Source organism: Bifidobacterium saguinibicoloris (assembly GCF_019331725.1).
Classification (GTDB): Bacteria; Actinomycetota; Actinomycetes; order Actinomycetales; family Bifidobacteriaceae; genus Bifidobacterium; species Bifidobacterium saguinibicoloris.
The window spans coordinates 1-17,621 of the sequence record NZ_JAHBBF010000015.1 but is presented as its reverse complement, the minus strand read 5'-3'; the positions used below and the strand labels follow the sequence as shown (position 1 = coordinate 17,621).

The 17,621-nt window shown below is 66.4% G+C and carries 13 protein-coding genes; 5 read left to right on the top strand and 8 right to left on the bottom strand.

Annotation, left to right across the window (positions count from 1 at the left end; all coding sequences use genetic code 11):
• Positions 1–3: 3 nt before the first annotated feature.
• The 4 genes from KIH78_RS08840 to ahpC all read right to left on the bottom strand — a co-directional run bounded on the left by KIH78_RS08840 (position 4) and on the right by ahpC (position 4,238).
• Complete coding sequence (locus KIH78_RS08840; protein WP_219132065.1) at positions 4–576, bottom strand: FHA domain-containing protein FhaB/FipA; 573 nt, start codon at positions 574–576, stop codon at positions 4–6.
• 31 nt (positions 577–607) lie between these two features.
• Positions 608–1,309 (bottom strand): FhaA domain-containing protein, encoded by a 702-nt coding sequence (locus KIH78_RS08835; RefSeq protein WP_214315830.1) that lies wholly within the window; start codon positions 1,307–1,309, stop codon positions 608–610.
• Positions 1,310–1,595: 286 nt separating this feature from the next.
• The gene (locus tag KIH78_RS08830) at positions 1,596–3,551 is read right to left on the bottom strand and encodes an FAD-dependent oxidoreductase (RefSeq protein ID WP_219132064.1); all 1,956 of its coding nucleotides are present in this window, start codon (positions 3,549–3,551) and stop codon (positions 1,596–1,598) included.
• Between the two features lie 123 nt (positions 3,552–3,674).
• Positions 3,675–4,238 carry an alkyl hydroperoxide reductase subunit C gene (gene ahpC / locus KIH78_RS08825; protein ID WP_214315845.1) on the bottom strand — a complete coding sequence of 188 codons (564 nt, stop codon included), beginning with the start codon at positions 4,236–4,238 and terminating at the stop codon, positions 3,675–3,677.
• Between the two features lie 231 nt (positions 4,239–4,469).
• Here ahpC and KIH78_RS08820 point away from each other — a divergent pair, with 231 nt between their 5' ends.
• The 3 genes from KIH78_RS08820 to KIH78_RS08810 all read left to right on the top strand — a co-directional run bounded on the left by KIH78_RS08820 (position 4,470) and on the right by KIH78_RS08810 (position 9,660).
• A complete protein-coding gene (locus KIH78_RS08820) occupies positions 4,470–7,157 on the top strand; it encodes an FHA domain-containing protein (protein WP_219132063.1) in 2,688 nt (895 codons plus the stop codon).
• Positions 7,158–7,323: 166 nt separating this feature from the next.
• Entirely contained in the window at positions 7,324–8,043 is a 720-nt protein-coding gene (locus KIH78_RS08815; protein ID WP_236034539.1) for a carbonic anhydrase, read from the top strand.
• Positions 8,044–8,304: 261 nt separating this feature from the next.
• A complete protein-coding gene (locus KIH78_RS08810; protein ID WP_219132062.1) occupies positions 8,305–9,660 on the top strand; it encodes a hemolysin family protein in 1,356 nt (451 codons plus the stop codon).
• A 132-nt stretch (positions 9,661–9,792) separates the two neighbouring features.
• Here the strand turns inward: KIH78_RS08810 and KIH78_RS08805 are convergent, their stop codons facing one another.
• Positions 9,793–10,818 carry a hypothetical protein gene (locus tag KIH78_RS08805; protein ID WP_236034538.1) on the bottom strand — a complete coding sequence of 342 codons (1,026 nt, stop codon included), beginning with the start codon at positions 10,816–10,818 and terminating at the stop codon, positions 9,793–9,795.
• Positions 10,819–11,479: 661 nt separating this feature from the next.
• Between KIH78_RS08805 and KIH78_RS08800 the strand changes: the two genes are divergently transcribed.
• Complete coding sequence (locus KIH78_RS08800) at positions 11,480–11,959, top strand: Dps family protein (protein WP_219132060.1); 480 nt, start codon at positions 11,480–11,482, stop codon at positions 11,957–11,959.
• Between the two features lie 302 nt (positions 11,960–12,261).
• Here KIH78_RS08800 and KIH78_RS08795 read toward each other — a convergent pair whose 3' ends face one another.
• The 3 genes from KIH78_RS08795 to KIH78_RS08785 form a co-directional block, all read right to left on the bottom strand.
• A complete protein-coding gene (locus KIH78_RS08795; protein ID WP_219132059.1) occupies positions 12,262–13,905 on the bottom strand; it encodes a peptide ABC transporter substrate-binding protein in 1,644 nt (547 codons plus the stop codon).
• 370 nt (positions 13,906–14,275) lie between these two features.
• A complete protein-coding gene (locus tag KIH78_RS08790; protein ID WP_219132058.1) occupies positions 14,276–15,040 on the bottom strand; it encodes an SDR family oxidoreductase in 765 nt (254 codons plus the stop codon).
• 96 nt (positions 15,041–15,136) lie between these two features.
• Positions 15,137–16,462: an aspartate aminotransferase family protein gene (locus tag KIH78_RS08785; protein ID WP_214315868.1), complete on the bottom strand. Its 1,326-nt coding sequence runs from the start codon at positions 16,460–16,462 to the stop codon at positions 15,137–15,139.
• A 240-nt stretch (positions 16,463–16,702) separates the two neighbouring features.
• Here KIH78_RS08785 and KIH78_RS08780 point away from each other — a divergent pair.
• Positions 16,703–17,621: aminotransferase class I/II-fold pyridoxal phosphate-dependent enzyme (locus KIH78_RS08780; protein ID WP_219132057.1), on the top strand; the 919-nt coding region annotated here is incomplete at its 3' end.

The following is a 17,621-nucleotide window of genomic DNA, read 5'->3' as shown; positions in this document are numbered from 1 at the left end:
TCATCACCTCAGCTCGAAGGTCGTGGCGCCGATGCGCACGGGCATGCGGGCGGGAAGTACGGTTGGCGCGGCCAGACGCTGGCCGTTGACGACGGTGCCGTTCGTGGAGCCGAGGTCCTCGATGGCCCACTGGCCCGACGTCGGGTCCTGATAGATGCGTGCGTGATGCGAGGAGACGAACTCGTCATCCAGCACCACGGTGTTCGAAGCGGCGCGTCCCAGCGTGATGGTCTCACCGGTGAGCGGCACGGACGAGCCGGCCAACGGGCCGTCGATGATGACCAGCAGCGATGGGCCTCCCGCGGCGGCGGACGCGGCGGAAGCCGGACGGGCGTTGCCGCGGGCACGGTGCCGCTCCCTGGCCGGCGCATGCACGGGCGCGCCCTCCGTCACCGGTACGGCCGGTTTGGCGGAGGAACGGCGCGCGGCATGCCGGTCCTTGCGGCGGCGTGCGCGTGAAGGGCGCGGGCTGAAGGAGCTGATGTCCTTGTGCAGGGAACGGATGGCGAACCATGCGAACACCCACAGCAGAATCAGGAACCCGTACTTGAGCAGCGCGAATGTCAGTTCGGTCATGCTGGGTCGACCTTACGACGCGGCGCGCGCGTTACTCCTGCTCCTGGGAGGAGGCCCAGTAAAGGATGCGCGTACGGCCGATGGTGATGGTGTTGCCGTCCAGCAGCGTGGCGGCCGGGACCTGATGGCCCTCCACGTACGTGCCGTTCGTGGAGCCCAGGTCGCGGGCGATGACGCCGTTGGGGGTGATGTCGATTTCCAGATGCTTACGGGAGATGCCCGGATCGTCGATGACGATGTCGCAGCCGGAGCCGCGGCCGATGATGGTCTTCTCCTTGGTGAGCAGATACTGGCTGCCGTTGATCTCCAGCAGCGGGCTGTCCTGGCTCTGCGTGGGCGTGGTGACGGGCACCGCGTTGCCCTGCACGGAGGCGGAGGTGAGCTTGAAGCTGCCCTTGGTCAGGCCGAGGTCCTCTTCGAAGATCACGACCACCGGGCCCACGAACGCGTAGTGCTGGGTGCGCGCGTAGTTCGTGAGGTTGTCCGCCAGCTCGTCGGCCAGCGTCTCGCTGCCCCACTGCTCGATGCGGTCGAAGTCCGGAGTGCTCAGCTTGAAGCGGTATTCGTTCGGGGCGACCGTGCGGTCGCGGCCCACCGGCATGGCCTCGTTGTCGATCTCGCGCTCAAGGGCGCTGGACAGGTCGACGGGCTGCAGTTCCTTGGAGCCGAACTTGGAGAACACTCCGTTCACTGCGCCTTCCACGCTTTTCTCAAAACGGTCGAGAACGCTCATAGTCATCCCTTTCTATCCTTGACTAGTGTACGCACGGGTCGGAACGGGCCGTTTTACCCGCGCCGATACTTGCAAAAGCCACAAATCGGCGCGCGTTTCGCCCGTGTTTTAGGGCGCATCCCCCACTTGCGCGCCCATTCGCGTACCTGGCACCAGATTCGGCATCAGACTTGACATCAGACTTGACGGCGAAGCAACCCCGGTACGACGCGGCCGTCCTGTTTCGCCGGGAAGCTTTCCGGCGAAACGGAACGGTCACCTCAATGAGAACCGCTTCGTTCCCTGCTCAGGCCCCGAGCAGGTCGAGCATCTGCGCGATGTTCTTCTTGCCGAACTCGACCTTCTGCTCGCCGCCGTCGCCGGCCGCACCACCGCGGTTGATGACGATGCAGGGCACGCTCATCGCGCCGTACTGGTCGCGCAGTTCCGGGAAGTGCGAGACGTCGTAGGCCTCGGCGCGCACGTTCGGGTTGAGCGAGGCGATGCGCTGGGAGGCGAGCACGGTCTCCGGGCACATCGTGCAGGTGAGGGACACGAGGATCATCACGTCGGTCGGCGTCGAAATCGCCTCGGCGCGCTCACGCAGGTCGGCGTCCAACGGCTGGCCGGAGCCGGCCGCGTTGTACAGGCCCAGCACGAACGAGTTGAACTCGTGGCCGGACGGCACGCCATGGAAGGCGAGACCGGTGAAGACCAGACGGCCGCCATCCGTGCCATCGCCGGCGACGCACAGTCGCACGCACGGACGCGCGACCGGCATGAGACCGGCGGGGTCGAATTCGGCACGACCGGTGTCGTCGAGCGTGCCGTACGTCGGCAGCGCGGCGTCGCCGTCGCCGGCACCACCCGCCGCAGCGACGATCTCCAACGGCTCGCCGACGACCAGACCGGCCGGCGCGGACGAGCCGTCGATCGCCGTGACCAAACCGGCCGCATCCACGGCCACCGAGTTGAGCCTGCCACCGGACAGCGCGACCATCTCACCGACGAATCCCTGCAATTCCGCGGAAAGCGGGGTGCCGTCGAGTTCCAGGGCGAGCGTGACCGGGCGGGTCATACGCCCGAACACCACGCCGAGCTGCTGCTTGACGGCGGCGGAGAACCGCTCGCCCGGCTTGCGCTGCGACGCGGCCTTCGCGGCGGCGGCATCGGCGCTGCGCTTGACGGGCGCGGGGGCGGGCGACGTGCCGGCGGCGCCGGCGCCCGACGCGGCCGACGTCGCCGCGGCGGCCTCCTCCTGTTCGTAGGCGGAGGCGGTCGGGCGAGGCGGCACCAGTCCCGTCTTCTCGCTCATCGACTTGGCGTACCGTTCCAGTTCGACGGCCGCGATCGCGCCGTCGGCCGTCGCGGTGACGACCTGACGCAGGTTCTTGACGCGCAGGTCGCCGGCCGCGTACACGCCCGGCACGCTCGTCTCGAGGTAGCCGTGCGTGACGACGTAGCCGTGGTCGTCGAGTTCGACGACGCCCTTCACGAGCGACGTGGCCGGCACGTAGCCGGCGAAGACGAACACTCCGAACGTGCCGCCGTCGGCCGGCTTCCACGTTTCGGTCGCGCCGGTCGCACGCGTCAGGATCGTCGCCTCGCGCAGGCCGCCCTGACCGGCGGTGACGCCCTTGAGTTCGACGCCGTAGCGCACGTCGATCTTCGGGTTGCGCTTCGCCTCGGCGGCGACCGACGCGTCGCAGGTGAAGTCGTCCTCGCGCACGAGCACGGTGACCTTGGAGGCGTACTTGGTGAGGAACACGCTCTCCTCGGCCGCGGCGAACCCGCCGCCGACCACGAGCACCTCCTTGCCGGTGAAGAACTCGCCGTCGCAGGTGGCGCAGTAGGCGACGCCGCGGCCCGCGTATTCGGCCTCGCCTTCGAAGCCGAGCTTGCGCGGCGAGGCGCCGGTGGCGATGAGGATGCCGAAGGTCTTCAGGTCGCCGCGCGTGGTGTGCACGGTCTTGACGTCGCCGTCGACGTCGAGTCCGGTGGCTTCGGCGGAGAGGAATTCGGCGCCGAAGTCCTTCGCCTGCTCGCGCATCGTGGCGGTGAGCGCGCGGCCGGTGGTGCGGCCGACGCCCGGATAGTTCACGACCTCGTTGGTGATGGTGATCTGTCCGCCGAAATCGTCCTTTTCGAGGACGAGCACGCGATAGCGGGCGCGCGCGAGGTACAGTCCGGCGGTGAGTCCGGCGGGGCCGCCGCCGATGACGACGACGTCGTACAGGTCGTTCTGGGTGGATTGTTGCGTCATGAAAGCTCCTTACGAAGGCTCCTTACGACACGATGGGCTCCCTCGGTCGAGGGAGCCCATCGTCGTCATGTCTGAATCGCTTGGATCAGTGGGTCAGCGGACCGTCCGGATCACAGGCACTGATCACAGCTGGCCGACGAGGTCGAGGCTCGGCTCGATGGTCTCCTCGCCCGGGGTCCAGTTGGCCGGGCAGACCTGATCGCCGTGCTCGTACACGAACTGGGAGGCCTGGACGCGGCGCAGCAGCTCGTCGGCGTTGCGGCCCACGTTGGAGGAGGTGACCTCGTAGGCCACGACCTTGCCTTCCGGGTTCACGATGAAGTCGCCGCGCTCGGCCATGCCGTCGGCCTCGTTGTAGGTGTCGAGGTCGCGGGCGAGCAGGGCGGTGGGGTCGGCGAGCATCGGGTACTGGATCTTCGCGATCTTCTCGCTGGCGTCATGCCACGCCTTGTGCACGAAGTGGGTGTCGCAGGACACGGAGTAGATCTCGCAGCCGATCTTCTTGAACTCGTCGTACTTGTTGGCGAGGTCCTCGAGCTCGGTGGGGCACACGAAGGTGAAGTCGGCCGGGTAGAAGAAGAACACGGACCAGTGGCCGAGCACGTCCTCCTTGGTCACTTCCTTGAATTCGCCGTTCTGGAATGCCTGGACCTTGAAATCGGTGATCTCATGCTGCAGAAGCGTCATCATCGTTCCTTACTGTCATTCATGACTCGTTCATGACGGCCCGACGGGTTCGGACCCTATGGCCCATCCTATCCGTTCGCCCCATGCGCGGCGCCGTGGCCACGCCCACAGCGGATATGAACCGCATCACAGCGGCAGCACACGCGGCACGACCCGTCTCTGCAGAGGTCACGCTACGCTCATATGCCGAGAGAGCAGAGTCCGAAAGAGGAGACAGGGAGTAGTCGAACCATGCCGTCGTCCATGCTCATCGTCCACGCCGGAGCCACCGCATACACCGTCACGCCGGCGCACGGCGCGACCATCGGCCGCGCGCCGGACTGCGACATCGTCATCGACGACCCTCACATCTCGCACCATCACGCGCGGGCGACCCTGACGCACGAAGGCTGGGTGCTGGAGGATCTGGGCAGCGCCAACGGCATGTTCGTCAACGGCGTGCATGTCACAAGAATCCTGATCGAATCGCCCACCACCATTTCGCTGTCGCGCAACGTGGCCATCACCTGCACGCCTCTGCGGCAGCCGACCCCGAACCCGACGACGTCGGCCGTCGCGTCGGCACCGGTGCCGGCACCGACGCAGTTGCCGCCGGCACAACCGATCCCCCTGCCGGCGGACACCGTCCCCAAGCCGCCGACGGCACGGCACGCCATCCGCAACATGACGCCGAACGCCCCCACCTCCGCCATCGCAGGCACCGGACGCCAGCCGGTACCGGCGCCGTTGCCTCAGGCACGGCCGGTTCCCCTGCCGCGCACCCGGAACGCCAACCTCTACGGGACGGTCATGGCGGGCAGCCCCCAGGCGCAGCTTCTGGAGTCACGGATGCCGGCGCAACGCGTGTTCGGCCGCTTCGATCCGAACGTCGACCGGACGGGCGTCCTGGGACGCGACCCTTCGAGCGTCATCCACATCAACGACCGACTCGTCTCACGCCGTCACTGCTCCCTGGAGGCGACGCCGAACGGCATCCTGCTCACCGACCTCGATTCCGCCAACGGCACCTACGTGAACGGCCGCCGGGTGGCGAAGATATGGCTGGAGGAGGACGATACCGTCACCGTCGGCAACACCGACCTCACCGTCCATGACGGCGTCCTCTGCGACCGCACGCCGTTCATGGCGTCGGAGGCGGTCATCGCCGAAAACGTCGGTCTCGTCGTCGGCAAGAACGTCAGACTGCTCGACGGCGTCAACGCGGTGTTCGCCAAAGGCACGCTCACCGCGGTCATCGGACCCTCCGGCGCCGGCAAATCGACCTTCACCTCCATCGTCGCCGGCCTCGGCACGCCCTCGGAGGGGCACGTCCTCTTCGACGGCTACGACGTGCACCGGAACATCGAACTGCTCCGCAGCCGCATCGGCTTCGTCCCGCAGGACGACGTCGTGCACCACAAACTCACCGTGGACGCCGCGCTCGAATACGCCGCACGCCTGCGCCTTCCCGCCTCCACCAAAGCCGAACGCGCCGAAATCATCGACAACGTCCTGCAGGAGCTGGAACTCACCGATCGGCGACGCAACCGCATAGACCGGCTGTCCGGCGGGCAACGCAAACGCGTATCCACCGCCATCGAGCTGCTCACCGGACCGGAGCTGCTCATCCTCGACGAACCCACCTCGGGACTCGATCCGGCCCTTGACCTCACGGTCATGACCATGCTGCGCCGGCTCGCCGACGCGGGACGCGTGGTCATCGTCGTGACGCACTCCCTGTCGTACATCGACCGGCTCTGCGACAACGTCCTCATGCTCGCCCCCGGAGGCCGCCCCGCGTTCTTCGGCACCACGGGCGAGATGCGGCAGGCGTTCGGCAACAAGGATTGGGCCGACATCTTCAACGACGTCACCGAATCGCCGGACACCGTGTACTCAATCACCGAAACGGAACAGCTCACGCAGCAGGCGAAACGCCTGACGTCCCCACGCGGCGGACACGACGGGCGCAGCGCCTTTGACGGACGCGACGCACGCGGCGGCCATAACGGAAACGGCGGCAACGGCAGGTCCGGCGGACCCGACGCGCATAACGGATCCAACGGGCGCAACGAACACGGCAAACGCATGCGGTCGTTCCGGTTCCGACAGATGCTGACGTTGGTGACCAGGCAGCTTCACCTCATCGCCGCCGACCCGGTGCTGCTCGTCTTCCTCCTACTGCTCCCGCTGCTGCTGGGCCTGCTGTCCCTAGTGGTGCCCGGATCGCACGGTCTGGGCGAACCCGATTTCAAGGACGCCGCCACCGAACCCAGCCAACTGCTGTCGCTGGTGATCCTCGGCGCGTGCTTCATGGGATCCGCGCTGTCCGTGAGGGACATCATCTCCGAACGGGCGATCTACGACAGGGAGCGTGCGGTGGGGCTCTCGCCCACGTCGTACACGCTGTCGAAACTCATCGTCATGGGATGCCAGACGCTGCTGCAGGCGGCGATGCTCATCACCGCGGTCATGCTCGGCAAACCCGGGCCGGATAGCGGCGTGCTCACCGATTCCGGCGTACCGGAATTGTTCCTGGCGGTCTGGCTGACCGCATGGGCCTCCGCCATGCTCGGCGAGATCGGCTCGGCCCTGGTGAAGTCCGGGGAGCAGACGATGCCGCTGCTGGTCATCCTCGTCATGGCGCAGCTGGTGTTCTCCGGCGGCATGATCCCGGTGACCGGAAGGGACGGTCTCGAACAGGTCGCGATGGTGTTCCCCGGACGATGGGGATTCTCGGCGGCCGCCTCGGACATCGGGCTCAACAAGCTGCTGTACGGCCTGGACAAGGTGCCGACCTTCGACAAGGACGACCTGTGGAGGCAGACGACCGCACAGTTCCGCACCGATATCGTCGTACTGGCGGCCATGGTCGTGGTCTTCACGCTCATGCTGCGGGTCTGCGTCAGCAACGTCGTCTCCAAGCGCATCCGGCGCTGAGCCGAGCCGAACTGAACCGAACTGAACCGGCGTTGAACCGAGCCGAATCGAACCGAACCGAGCTGAGCCCGGAGCGGAACGGAAGGCCGACGGCATCGCACGGACGACGCATCGCCCGTATCATGGAATCGGCGAATTTCCCATCTCGCGAAGGCAAGGAGGGCACATGACCGACGACGTGACGCTCGGCACGGGATCGCAGGAATCATATGATGCTCACGGAGAGGAGTCCACGGCGAACGCCACGTGGAGCCGCATGCTGGCGGGCAACCGGCGGTTCGCGGAAGGCAAGCCGGAGCACCCGTGGCAGGACGCGCAGACGCGCGAATCGCTCCTCGACCGGCAGAACCCGGACGCCGCCGTGCTGGCCTGCGCGGATTCGCGTGTGCCTCCGGAGATCGTGTTCGACCAGGGCCTGGGCGACCTGTTCGACGTGCGCACCGCCGGCCAGGTCGTGGACGACGGCGTACTCGCCTCGCTGGAATACGCGGTGGACGTGCTGCATGTGAGCCTGCTCGTAGTGCTCGGTCATCAGGGCTGCGGCGCCGTGCATCTGGCGATGGACCAGCTGGACGAGATGCTCCACGCGGCCACCGCCGACGCCGACGATTCGCTCGAGGCCGCCGATCTCATGGACTCGTTGGATGAGCGCATCCTCGAATCCGATTCGATTCTCATGCGTTCGGTGGGCCTGTCCGTCTGGCAGGCGCGCGAGGCCGAGCTGGAGGCGCAGGACGACATCGAACGCGTGCATGTAGCGCACACCATCGAGGATCTGGTGTCCCGCAGCGAGGTCATCCAGAACGCCTTGGCCGAGGACCGGCTCATGCTCGTCGGCGCCCGTTATCAGCTCGACACCGGTCTGGTGGAGGTCTTGAGCTTCTGACGTGTGTGTGCGCACACGCCCGTATACCGCCCGCGGCCCGGCATGTCATGCCGGACCGCGGGCGGTTCCGTATCGTCGCCCGCCGTCGCATCCTACAGGAGGGAGAGGGAGGGACGTCTCGCGCCCGTCGAAGACGCCCAATCCTATAGAAACGGACGCAATCGGGCAGTCAAACGCACCCCCACGCCTGATTCCATAGGATGCGCCGGGCCGAAGCACATCCGCACCCCATTGACGTGCCGCTCCCTTAGAGTGGGGTGCATGTCACTTGGTATGAACATCCTGCTGATTTTCGTCTTCCTGCTGCTCGGCTCCGTGTTCTCCGGCACCGAGCTGGCGTTGGTCTCGCTGCGAGGATCGCAGATCGACCAGATGGAACAGGAGGATGCCCGCGGCGCCCGCGTGGCGAAGATCGCCCGCGACCCGAACACGTTCCTGTCCACCGTGCAAATCGGTGTGACGCTCTGCGGCTTCCTGTCCGCGTCGTTCGGCGAGTCGTCGATCTCCCCGTACATCACGCCCGTCGTGGAGGGTTGGGGCGTGCCCGCGCACATCGCCGCGCCGCTGACCACCATCACCCTGACGCTCATCATCTCCTACTGCTCCATCGTCATCTCGGAGATGGTGCCGAAGCGCATCGCCATGCAGCGCACCGAGGCGATCGCCCGTGCGGTGGTGCCCGCCATCGACGTGTTCGCCAAGGTCTGCCGTCCGCTCATCTGGCTCATCGGCAAGAACACGAACGGCATCGTGCGCCTGCTCGGCTTCGACCCGAACGAGACCGAATCCGAGGTGTCCGACGACGAGCTGCGCGTGCTCGTCAACACGAACACCAACCTGAGCAAGGACGAACGCACCATCCTCGACGACGTGTTCGACGCGTCGGAGACCATCGTGGCGGAGGTGATGCGCCCGCGCGCCGACGTCGTGTTCCTCGACGGTTCCATGACCATCCCGGACGCGGCCGCCTACGTGCGCGAGATGCCATACTCCCGCTACCCCGTCACCGGCAAGGACTTCGACGACGTACTCGGCTTCGTGCACGTGCGCGACCTGCTCGACGTGCGCGACCCGAACGCGAGGACCGTGTCCGACGTGACGCGCGAGGGCATCTCCCTGCCGGGCACGTCGAAGCTGCTGCCGAGCCTCGAACTGCTGCGCAAACGCGGCATCCACCTGGCTGTCGTCATCGACGAATACGGCGGCACCGACGGCATCGTCACCCTGGAGGACATGACCGAGGAGCTCGTGGGCGACATCCGCGACGAATACGACCTGCCGGACCAGCCGGGCGGCGCGCGACGCAACCGTCAGAGCGCGTTCGTCAACGGCGTGGCCACCGTGGAGGGCGGCACCACGTTGGAGGACTTCGAGGACCTGACCGGCATCGAACTGGAGGATGGACCGTACGAGACCGTGGCCGGATACTTCCTGGCCCACACCGGCAAGATGGGCGAGGAGGGGGACGTGCTCCACTCCGACGACGGCTACGACATGATCGTCACGAAGGTCGACGGCCGACGCATCGACACCATCCAGGTGAAGAAGGCCGGCGCGCCCGACCACTACGAGCCGGCGGAGACGCCGGACAAGGGCAAGGACAAGGCGAAGCGCTGAGTCGGGGGCCATCGGACGAACCACCGAACGAACCATCGAACGAACGAAGGCGGTTCCTACCTCCAGGTAGGAACCGCCTTCGTCATGGGACGGGGTTGCGGCTGCCGTCTGCAGCGGTACCGCCGGCAATGCCTAGTATTGCTCGACTCTGTCCACCGAACCGTCCTGGTTGTAGTAGGTTTCGGTGACCGGCACACCGGCAGGTATGGAGCTCACCGCGGAGGACGTCGCACCACATGGCCTGAGCACATCCAACGTCCACGTTTTGGTGGCCACCGGAGTGCTGAAGGACCCGGGATAATACCAGTTGGTGTAGGTGATGGTGCCATCACCATAGTTGAACTTGATGGTGTAGCTGTATCCGTTGTTGATGGACGGTGAGATCTTGACGCCGTCGCAGCCGACGTCGACGCCGCCGTCCTTGGCCGGCTGGTCGGAGATCGGATCGAAGCCGTAGAGCGGGAGGGTGTCCTCACGCAGAATCTTCTCGAATGCGGCGATTGTGGTGGGGTCGCTCGGGCTGATGCCGTTGGGATAGCCGTCGTCGATCAGGATGCGGTCGTAGGAGTAGTACTCCTTGCCGTCCTGCGGCTTGTACGCGTCGCTGGCCACCGGGGCGCTGGAACCGGTCGAGCCGTCACTCGAAGCGCTGGAATCCGAATCGGAGGTATCGGAGGAATCGGCAGAGGAAGAGCCGTCGGAGGAAGTCGTCCCGCTGTCCGAGCCGGACGACGCCGATGCCGACTGCGATGTCGTGATCTGTTCGTCAAGGCTCTGCATGGCGGCATATTCCACGGCGCGCAGGACGAGTCCGAGGATGATGTTCGCCGCCATACCGGCGATGGCGCCGTTGCGGCATCGATGGGCGTTGGACGGGCGGCTGTTCCTCCACACGAAGAACAGGATGAATCCGACCAGAGGGACGAAGAACCCGAGCACCGCCCATCCGAAGCTTCCGCTGTCCGCCGCGGACGTGTCCGTGTCGATGGACGCGCCGCGACGGTACGATTCGTTCCCCCGCGAACCGTATCCGGCCGCGGTTCCGTTGGTTCCGTTCCACGCCACGGATCCGGCCGACAATTGGCCGTGCACGGCACCTTTCTTATCGTCCTTCTCCTGCCCCTCATGTTCGCGGGCCAGGTCACCAAACGTCGTCACGCCGTGCGCGGTTCCCGTCTTCGGCTGCTCCGTTGCCCTGGCTTCCGTTTTCGGCTGTTCCGCATCGTTCCGCGGTGCCGGATTCGACTCCGCATGGCCCGTCGTACGGCCCGTCGTACGGTCCGTCGACGGCGTCGCCGTCATGACCGTGTCACGTGCGCCCGATGACGTAGCCGTTGCGGCGGTAACGGGACCACCGGATTCCGGACGGGGAGGCATCGGCACCGGTGGAAGACGGTTCCCCAGGGATGACAGGACCGTGGCATCTGCGTCGTCCCCCGCCGCCCGTGCAAGCGGCCCTGCCTCGGGTCCGACGGACCCAAGTGCCGGCGCTGCAGGAGGAACCACATTCTGAGCCATATTCTGGGCCGCATTCTGGGCCGCATTCTGAATCAGAGGAGCACCGCATCCCGCGCAGAATTTATCCCCGTCCTTGCTTCTTCGACCGCATCGCGTACAGAACCGCATAACGCTCCTCCATATCCATCATTGCGACGGCCGCACGTTATCGCATCACACCTCAACCGCATCCATAACGACGGCATCGTCATCCGGAACCTATCAATGCCAAGTCTACACACACAGGAACCCCGGATTCATGTAGACTGAAGGAGCCCGGAGTTCCTCAAGGGAGCCCACAAGGAAAGGAAGGAACACCATCATGACCCTCGCATTCATCGTCCCGGGGCTCGACGAAGCCGCCTCGGAGAAGGCCATCGCCATCCTGCAGAACCGTCTCAGCCAGGAGCAGGAGGCGGCGCTCGTCCTCAAGCACGCGCACTGGAACGTGACCGGTCCAAACTTCATCGCCGTGCACGAGATGCTCGACCCGCAGGTCGAGGTCGTACTCGCGCAGGCGGACGAGACCGCCGAGCGCATCGCCACGCTGGGCGGCACCCCGGACGGCCGCGCCGACGCGATCGTCCGCAACCGCACGTGGAAGCCGTTCGACGCTGAGGGCCGCGAAGGCACCGAAGCGTATCTCAAGGCGCTCATCGAGTACTACGACGCGTTCATCGCCGACGACCGCAAGGCCGTCGCCGAACTGGACGAGCTCGACTTCGTCAGCTCCAACATCATCCAGGACCACGTGCAGGAGCTCGAGAAGTTCCAGTGGTTCATGCGCTCCCACCTCGCGTGAGCCGCATGTGGCGGCCGGACACGTTCCGGATACACGCCAGCCGCGCGACGCATGAACATGAATACGTGAGCGTGTGAGCACATAAACGCATAAGGGGCCGATAATCCGCGGGAGCAACACTCTCCCCGCGACTATCGGCCCCTTACACATACCCAGCGGCCGATTCCCGCGAAAGCAACTCCACCACCGCAGAAATCAGCCTCCTACATGACGCCAGAGGCCGATAGTCGCAGGAACACAGTCCTCACCGCGACAATCGGCCGCCCGGCACCACTACCGGCAGCACCGCCAACAACCAACCCCTACTTGGTGAGGTTCTGATACTCGGGCAGCCCCATGTAGTTGAAGCTCACATTGAGCACGCCCTTGCCCGCGCCGGCGGACACGTTGCCGTACCACAGCGGGATCACGGGCAGGTCCTTGAGCAGCACCTCCTCAGCCTGACGGTAGTACTTGACCGATCCGTCGAGCGTGGTCTGCTTCGCGGCCTCGTCGATGAGCCCGTCGAACTCGGAGCTCTTGTAGTCGCCGTTGTTCAGACCCTTGCCGTCCGCGTAGGCGGAGTCGTAGGCCTGCACGAGGTATCCCTCCGGATGCGGGTAGTCGGACTGGAGGCCTTGGGTGAACGCGGCGTCGATGGTGCGGTCGTGCACGGCGCCGGAGAAGTCCTTCTGCGTGGGGAACGGGTAGGACTGCGCGTCGATGCCGAGCGCGTTCTTGATGGAGTTGACGATGGCGTCCACCCACTGCTTCGAGCCGGAATCGGAGGCGTAGGCGAGGCGGAACGTGCCGTCCCACGGGGAGATGGCGTCGGCCTTCTTCCACAGTTCCTTGGCCTTGTCGGCGTCGTAGGAGAGCACGTCGGCACCGGACAGCGTCTTGGAGTATCCGGCGATGGAGGGCGCGGTGAAGTCGGTTGCCGCGGTGGCGGTGCCGCGCAGCACCTTGTCGACGATGCGGTCGCGGTTCACCGCGTAGGAGATGGCTGCGCGGCGCAGCCTGCCCTCCTCGCCGGTGAAGTGCTTGAGCCCGGAGGGGATGGTGAACGCCTTGAAGCCGGGGCCGGCCTTGCTGAACGCCTGGATGGACCGTTCGCTCTTGTAGGTGGCGAGCGCGCTGGACGGGATGGAGTCGAGCACGTCGAGGTTGCCGGCGGTGAGGTCGGCGTAGGCGGAGTCGAGGTTGGTGTACAGCTTGAAGGTCACGCCGCCGTTCTTCGGCGTGCGGGGGCCGGTGTACTTGGGGTTGGGCGTGAGTTTGATCTCGCCGTCGTGCGTCCAGGATTCGAACTGGTAGGGGCCGTTGCCCACGGGCTTTTCGCCGAACGCCTTGATGTCCTTGTAGGCGCTGGAGGGCAGGGGCAGGAACGCCACGTCGCCCACCTTGTAGTCGAAGGAGGAGTCGGGTGCGGCGAGCGTGACCTGAAGCGTCTTGTCGTCGATGACTTTGAGGCCGCTCAGCTGCGCGTTCTTGTCGCCGTTCTCGTCCTGCAGCTGGTCGTAGCCTTTGATGGTGGAGAAGATGGCGGCGCCCATCTGTCCGTTGGCGGCGTTCGCGGCGAACGACCATGACTTCGCGTAGGTTTCGGCGGTGATCTTCTCGCCGTCGGAGAATTCGAGGCCGTCGCGCAGTGTGATGGTGTACTGGGAGGCGTCGGCGTTGGGGGTGATGGATTCGGCGTCGGCGTAGATGAGTTTGCCGGTGCTGCTGAAGGTAACGAGGCCTTCGAACAGTTGGGTGACGACCTTCCATCCGGCCATGTCGTTGGTGTCGGAGGGGATGAGTCCGCTGGCGGGTTCGACGTTGTTGACGGTGACGACCGCCGCCTTGCCGTCCTGTTCGACGGTGTCGGCCGCGGTGTCTCCCACCTGCCCGCAGCCGGCGAGCAGCAGTCCGATGCCGAGCGTCGCGGCGATCGCGGCGGTGATCCGTTTCCTGATGCGCATGATGTTCCCTCTTCTTCCGTGTTCGGTGGTGTCCGGTGTTCGGTAGTGTTCGGTGGCGTCCGATGCCCGGTTGCGCCCGGCACTCCCGACGTTCCGTGTTCTTCCGCGACGGGGCGCGCACGTCGTGCGCGCGTCTCCCGTCCCCCTTGTGTGGCGCATCCGACATCCGTCCGTGCGGACGGACGCCCATACCTCGTTTCGATGCACCCGCGTCCGGTATACCGTACCGCATCACTACGATTACGCCGACAGCGAGGGAACATGCCGTCGGCGTCATCGCATGCGGTTATGGCCGGTCACCACTCTGGCCTGTTACGGCTGGCGTGCGGTCGCGACGCAACCGCACGCCAGCCATGACCACGTCACGCGCTCACCGCTCGCGGTACACCTTCGTGTACGAGCCTTCCGCACGCGGACGCACGACGATCGAGTCGACGTCCACGGTGTCGGGCTGCCCGAGGGCCCAGCGCACGCATTCGGCGATGTCCTCCGCCTTGAGCGGGCTGGGCACGCCGGCGTACACGCTGGCGGCGCGGGCCGCATCGCCGCCGAAGCGTTTGAGGGAGAATTCCTCGGTCTCGACCATGCCGGGGGAGATGTCGATGACGCGCACGGGTTCGCCGATCTGTTCGAGACGCAGCACGCGCGCCATGACGCGTTCGGCGAATTTGGAGGCGCAGTATCCGGCGCCGCCCTCGTATGGTTCGATGCCGGCCGTGGAGGAGATGACGAGCACGGTGCCGCCGCCGGGCGCCTGTTTGAGCGCGGGGAGCAGCTTCTGCGTGATGCGCAGCGTGCCGATCACGTTGAGTTCGTACATGTTCCGCCAGTCGTCGAGGCTTGCGGTGGCGACCGGGTCCTTGCCGATGGCGCCGCCCGCACAGTTGACGAGCGCCTTGACGCCGCCTCCGGCGAGGATCTGGTCGACGGCGGCCTGGGTTTCGGCCTCGTCGGTGATGTCGCAGGTCACGTAGCTGACGGCGTCGCCAAGTTCCTCGGCGAGCGCCTTGAGTTTCGCCTCGCGCCGGGCGAGGGCGACGACGGTCCAGCCGTCGGCGGCGAGGGCGCGTACGGTGGCGGCGCCGATGCCGCTGGATGCGCCGGTGACGACGGCGCGTTTCGTTGCGTTGGTCATGTTGTCTCCTTGGTGTGTTCGTGTCCGATTATCCTGCGTTCCGTCCGGCCGCGTGCGCGTCCGTCCGGTGTTCGTCCGACGGGTCCGACGTCCGGTTCAGCAGCCGGCTGCGGTGAGGGCCTCGTCGAGGATGTCGACGCCGTCGGAGGCTTCGTCGGGGGTGATGACGCAGGGCGGGGTGACGTGGATGCGGTTGTTGTGGATGCCGAGGACGAGGCCGCGCTTGTTGCCTTCGGCGACGATTTGCTTCATGGTCGCGTCGGCGAGAGGCTCCTTGGTGGTGCGGTCCTCGACGAGTTCGACGGCCCAGAACACGCCTTTGCCGCGGACCTCGCCGATCTTCGGGTGCTTGTCGTAGAGGGCGGTGAGCTTCGGGCCGAGCACGGTCTTGCCGACGTTGTAGGCGTTGTCGACGATGTGCTCCTCCTCCATGGCCTCCTGGGTGGCGACGATCGCGCCCATGGCGAGCGGGTGGCCGGAGTAGGTGAGGCCTCCGGGGAAGACCACGTCGTCGAAGTGGTGGGCCACGGGGTCGCTGAGGATGACGCCGCCTGCGGGCACGTAGCCGGAGTTGCAGCCCTTGGCGAAGGAGATGATGTCGGGCGTGTAGCCGTAGTCGTCGAGCGCGAACCAGAAGCCGGTACGGCCGAAGCCGGCCATGACCTCGTCGGTGATCATGAGGATGCCGTACTTCTTGGTGATCTCGCGCACGCCCTTGAAGTAGTCCTTGGGCGGGATGATGATGCCGGCGGTGCCGGGCACGGATTCGAGGAGCACGGCGGCGATGGTGTCCGGTCCTTCGAACTGGATGACGTGCTCCAGGTGGGTGAGGGCGCGTTCGCATTCCTCCTCCTGCGTGGTGGCGGAGAATTCGGAACGGTACAGGTAGGGGGTGAAGAAGTGGATGTGTCCGCGCGAATAGTCGTTGGGCTTGCGGCGCCAGTCGCCGGTGGCGCTGATGGCGGCGCCGGTGTTGCCGTGGTAGCAACGGTAGGAGGAGAGGATCTTGTCACGCCCGGTGAACAGGCGGGCGGCGCGGATCGCGTTCTCGTTGGCGTCGGCGCCGGCGTTGGTGAAGAACACCTTGTTGAAGCCTTCGGGTGCGCGGCGGGCCACGAGAGAGGCGGCGCGTCCGCGGGCCAGGTTGGCGTAGTCGGGGCCGATGGTGCACAGCAGTTCGGCCTGCTTCTTGATGCCTTCGATGACCTTGGGATGCTGGTAGCCGATGTTCACGTTGACCTGCTGGCTGGTGAAGTCGAGCAGTTCGCGGCCGTCTGCGAACTTGAGCCATGAGCCGTGTCCGGTGACGACCTCGACCGGGTCGAGGTCTCGCTGCGCGTGCCAGGAGTGGAAGACGTGCTTGCGGTCCAGCGCGTAGGCGTCGTCCCAGATCTGCTTGTCCTCCGATACGTCGTGTCCCATGATGGCTCCTTTCCTCGATGAGACCGTCGGGCCAGGTGGTCCGGCTGCGTTGTTGAATGTCATTATTCGAGTTGGACATTTCCCCTTCCGGGGCTGACATTTCCGCCGTCGACCGCCGGACCCCTGCCGGAAACCAATCGGAAACACGACGAAACGTACTTCGCGCGCACGCGTCGGATACGGTGGGCCGCAACACGGACGCAACAGGCACGGAAGCGAGACGCAGGGGGAGGTGGACGCATGGACGACGCACACGGACGCGACGCGCCTACGGATCGCACCGCCACAGGCGGGACCCCGACGCCGCCTGCCGCATCGGCGGCGACCGCATCGACGCGACGCCCGGAACCCACACCATCCCGCCCGGCGACGGCCACACCGCCGGACGCACGCGTCGCCGGACCGGCGACCGCGGCGGACGTCACGCAGCTCGCCGCGCTCATCCTCACCCGCGAGACCGCCGCCACACCGCAGCGCATCGTCGAATCGATCACCGCGCTCACCGCGTCGGACATCCTCGTCGAAGGCCAACGCCTCCCCACCGTGCGCGACCTGGCCGCCCACCTGCACGTCAGCCCGGCCACCGTCTCCAGCGCCTACCACGCCCTCTCGCGCGCCGGCGTGCTCCGCTCGCGCGGGCGCGCGGGCACGTTCATCCTGCCGCAGTCGCGTGAACGCCGATACGGCGCCGACGACGCTCCCGCGCAACCCGACGACGCGTCGTGGGACGACGGACGCGGCGGTACCGTCACCGACCTGTCGAAAGGCACGCCCGACCTCACGCTCCTGCCGGACATCCGCCCGTTCCTCGGCAAACTCGGCAAACGCAAGGCGTTCGTCAACTCCTACGACGGCCCCACCATCCTGCCGATGCTCGAACGCGCGCTGCGGCGCAACTGGCCGTACGATCCGGAGGCGATGACGATGGTGTCCGGCGCCGGCGACGGCCTCGCCGCCGCGATGGACGCGTTCGTGCGTGCCGGTGACACCGTCGTCGTCGAAACGCCCACGTATCCGGTGATCCTCGACATGGTCGCCGCGCACGGCGCCACGGCGGTGGGCGTGCCGACGGACGGCGACGGCATGCGGCCGGATCTGCTGCGCAAGGCGTTGGATGCGGCAGGCGTCGCGGGTGGGAAGGCCGGCGGGGACGCGGGCG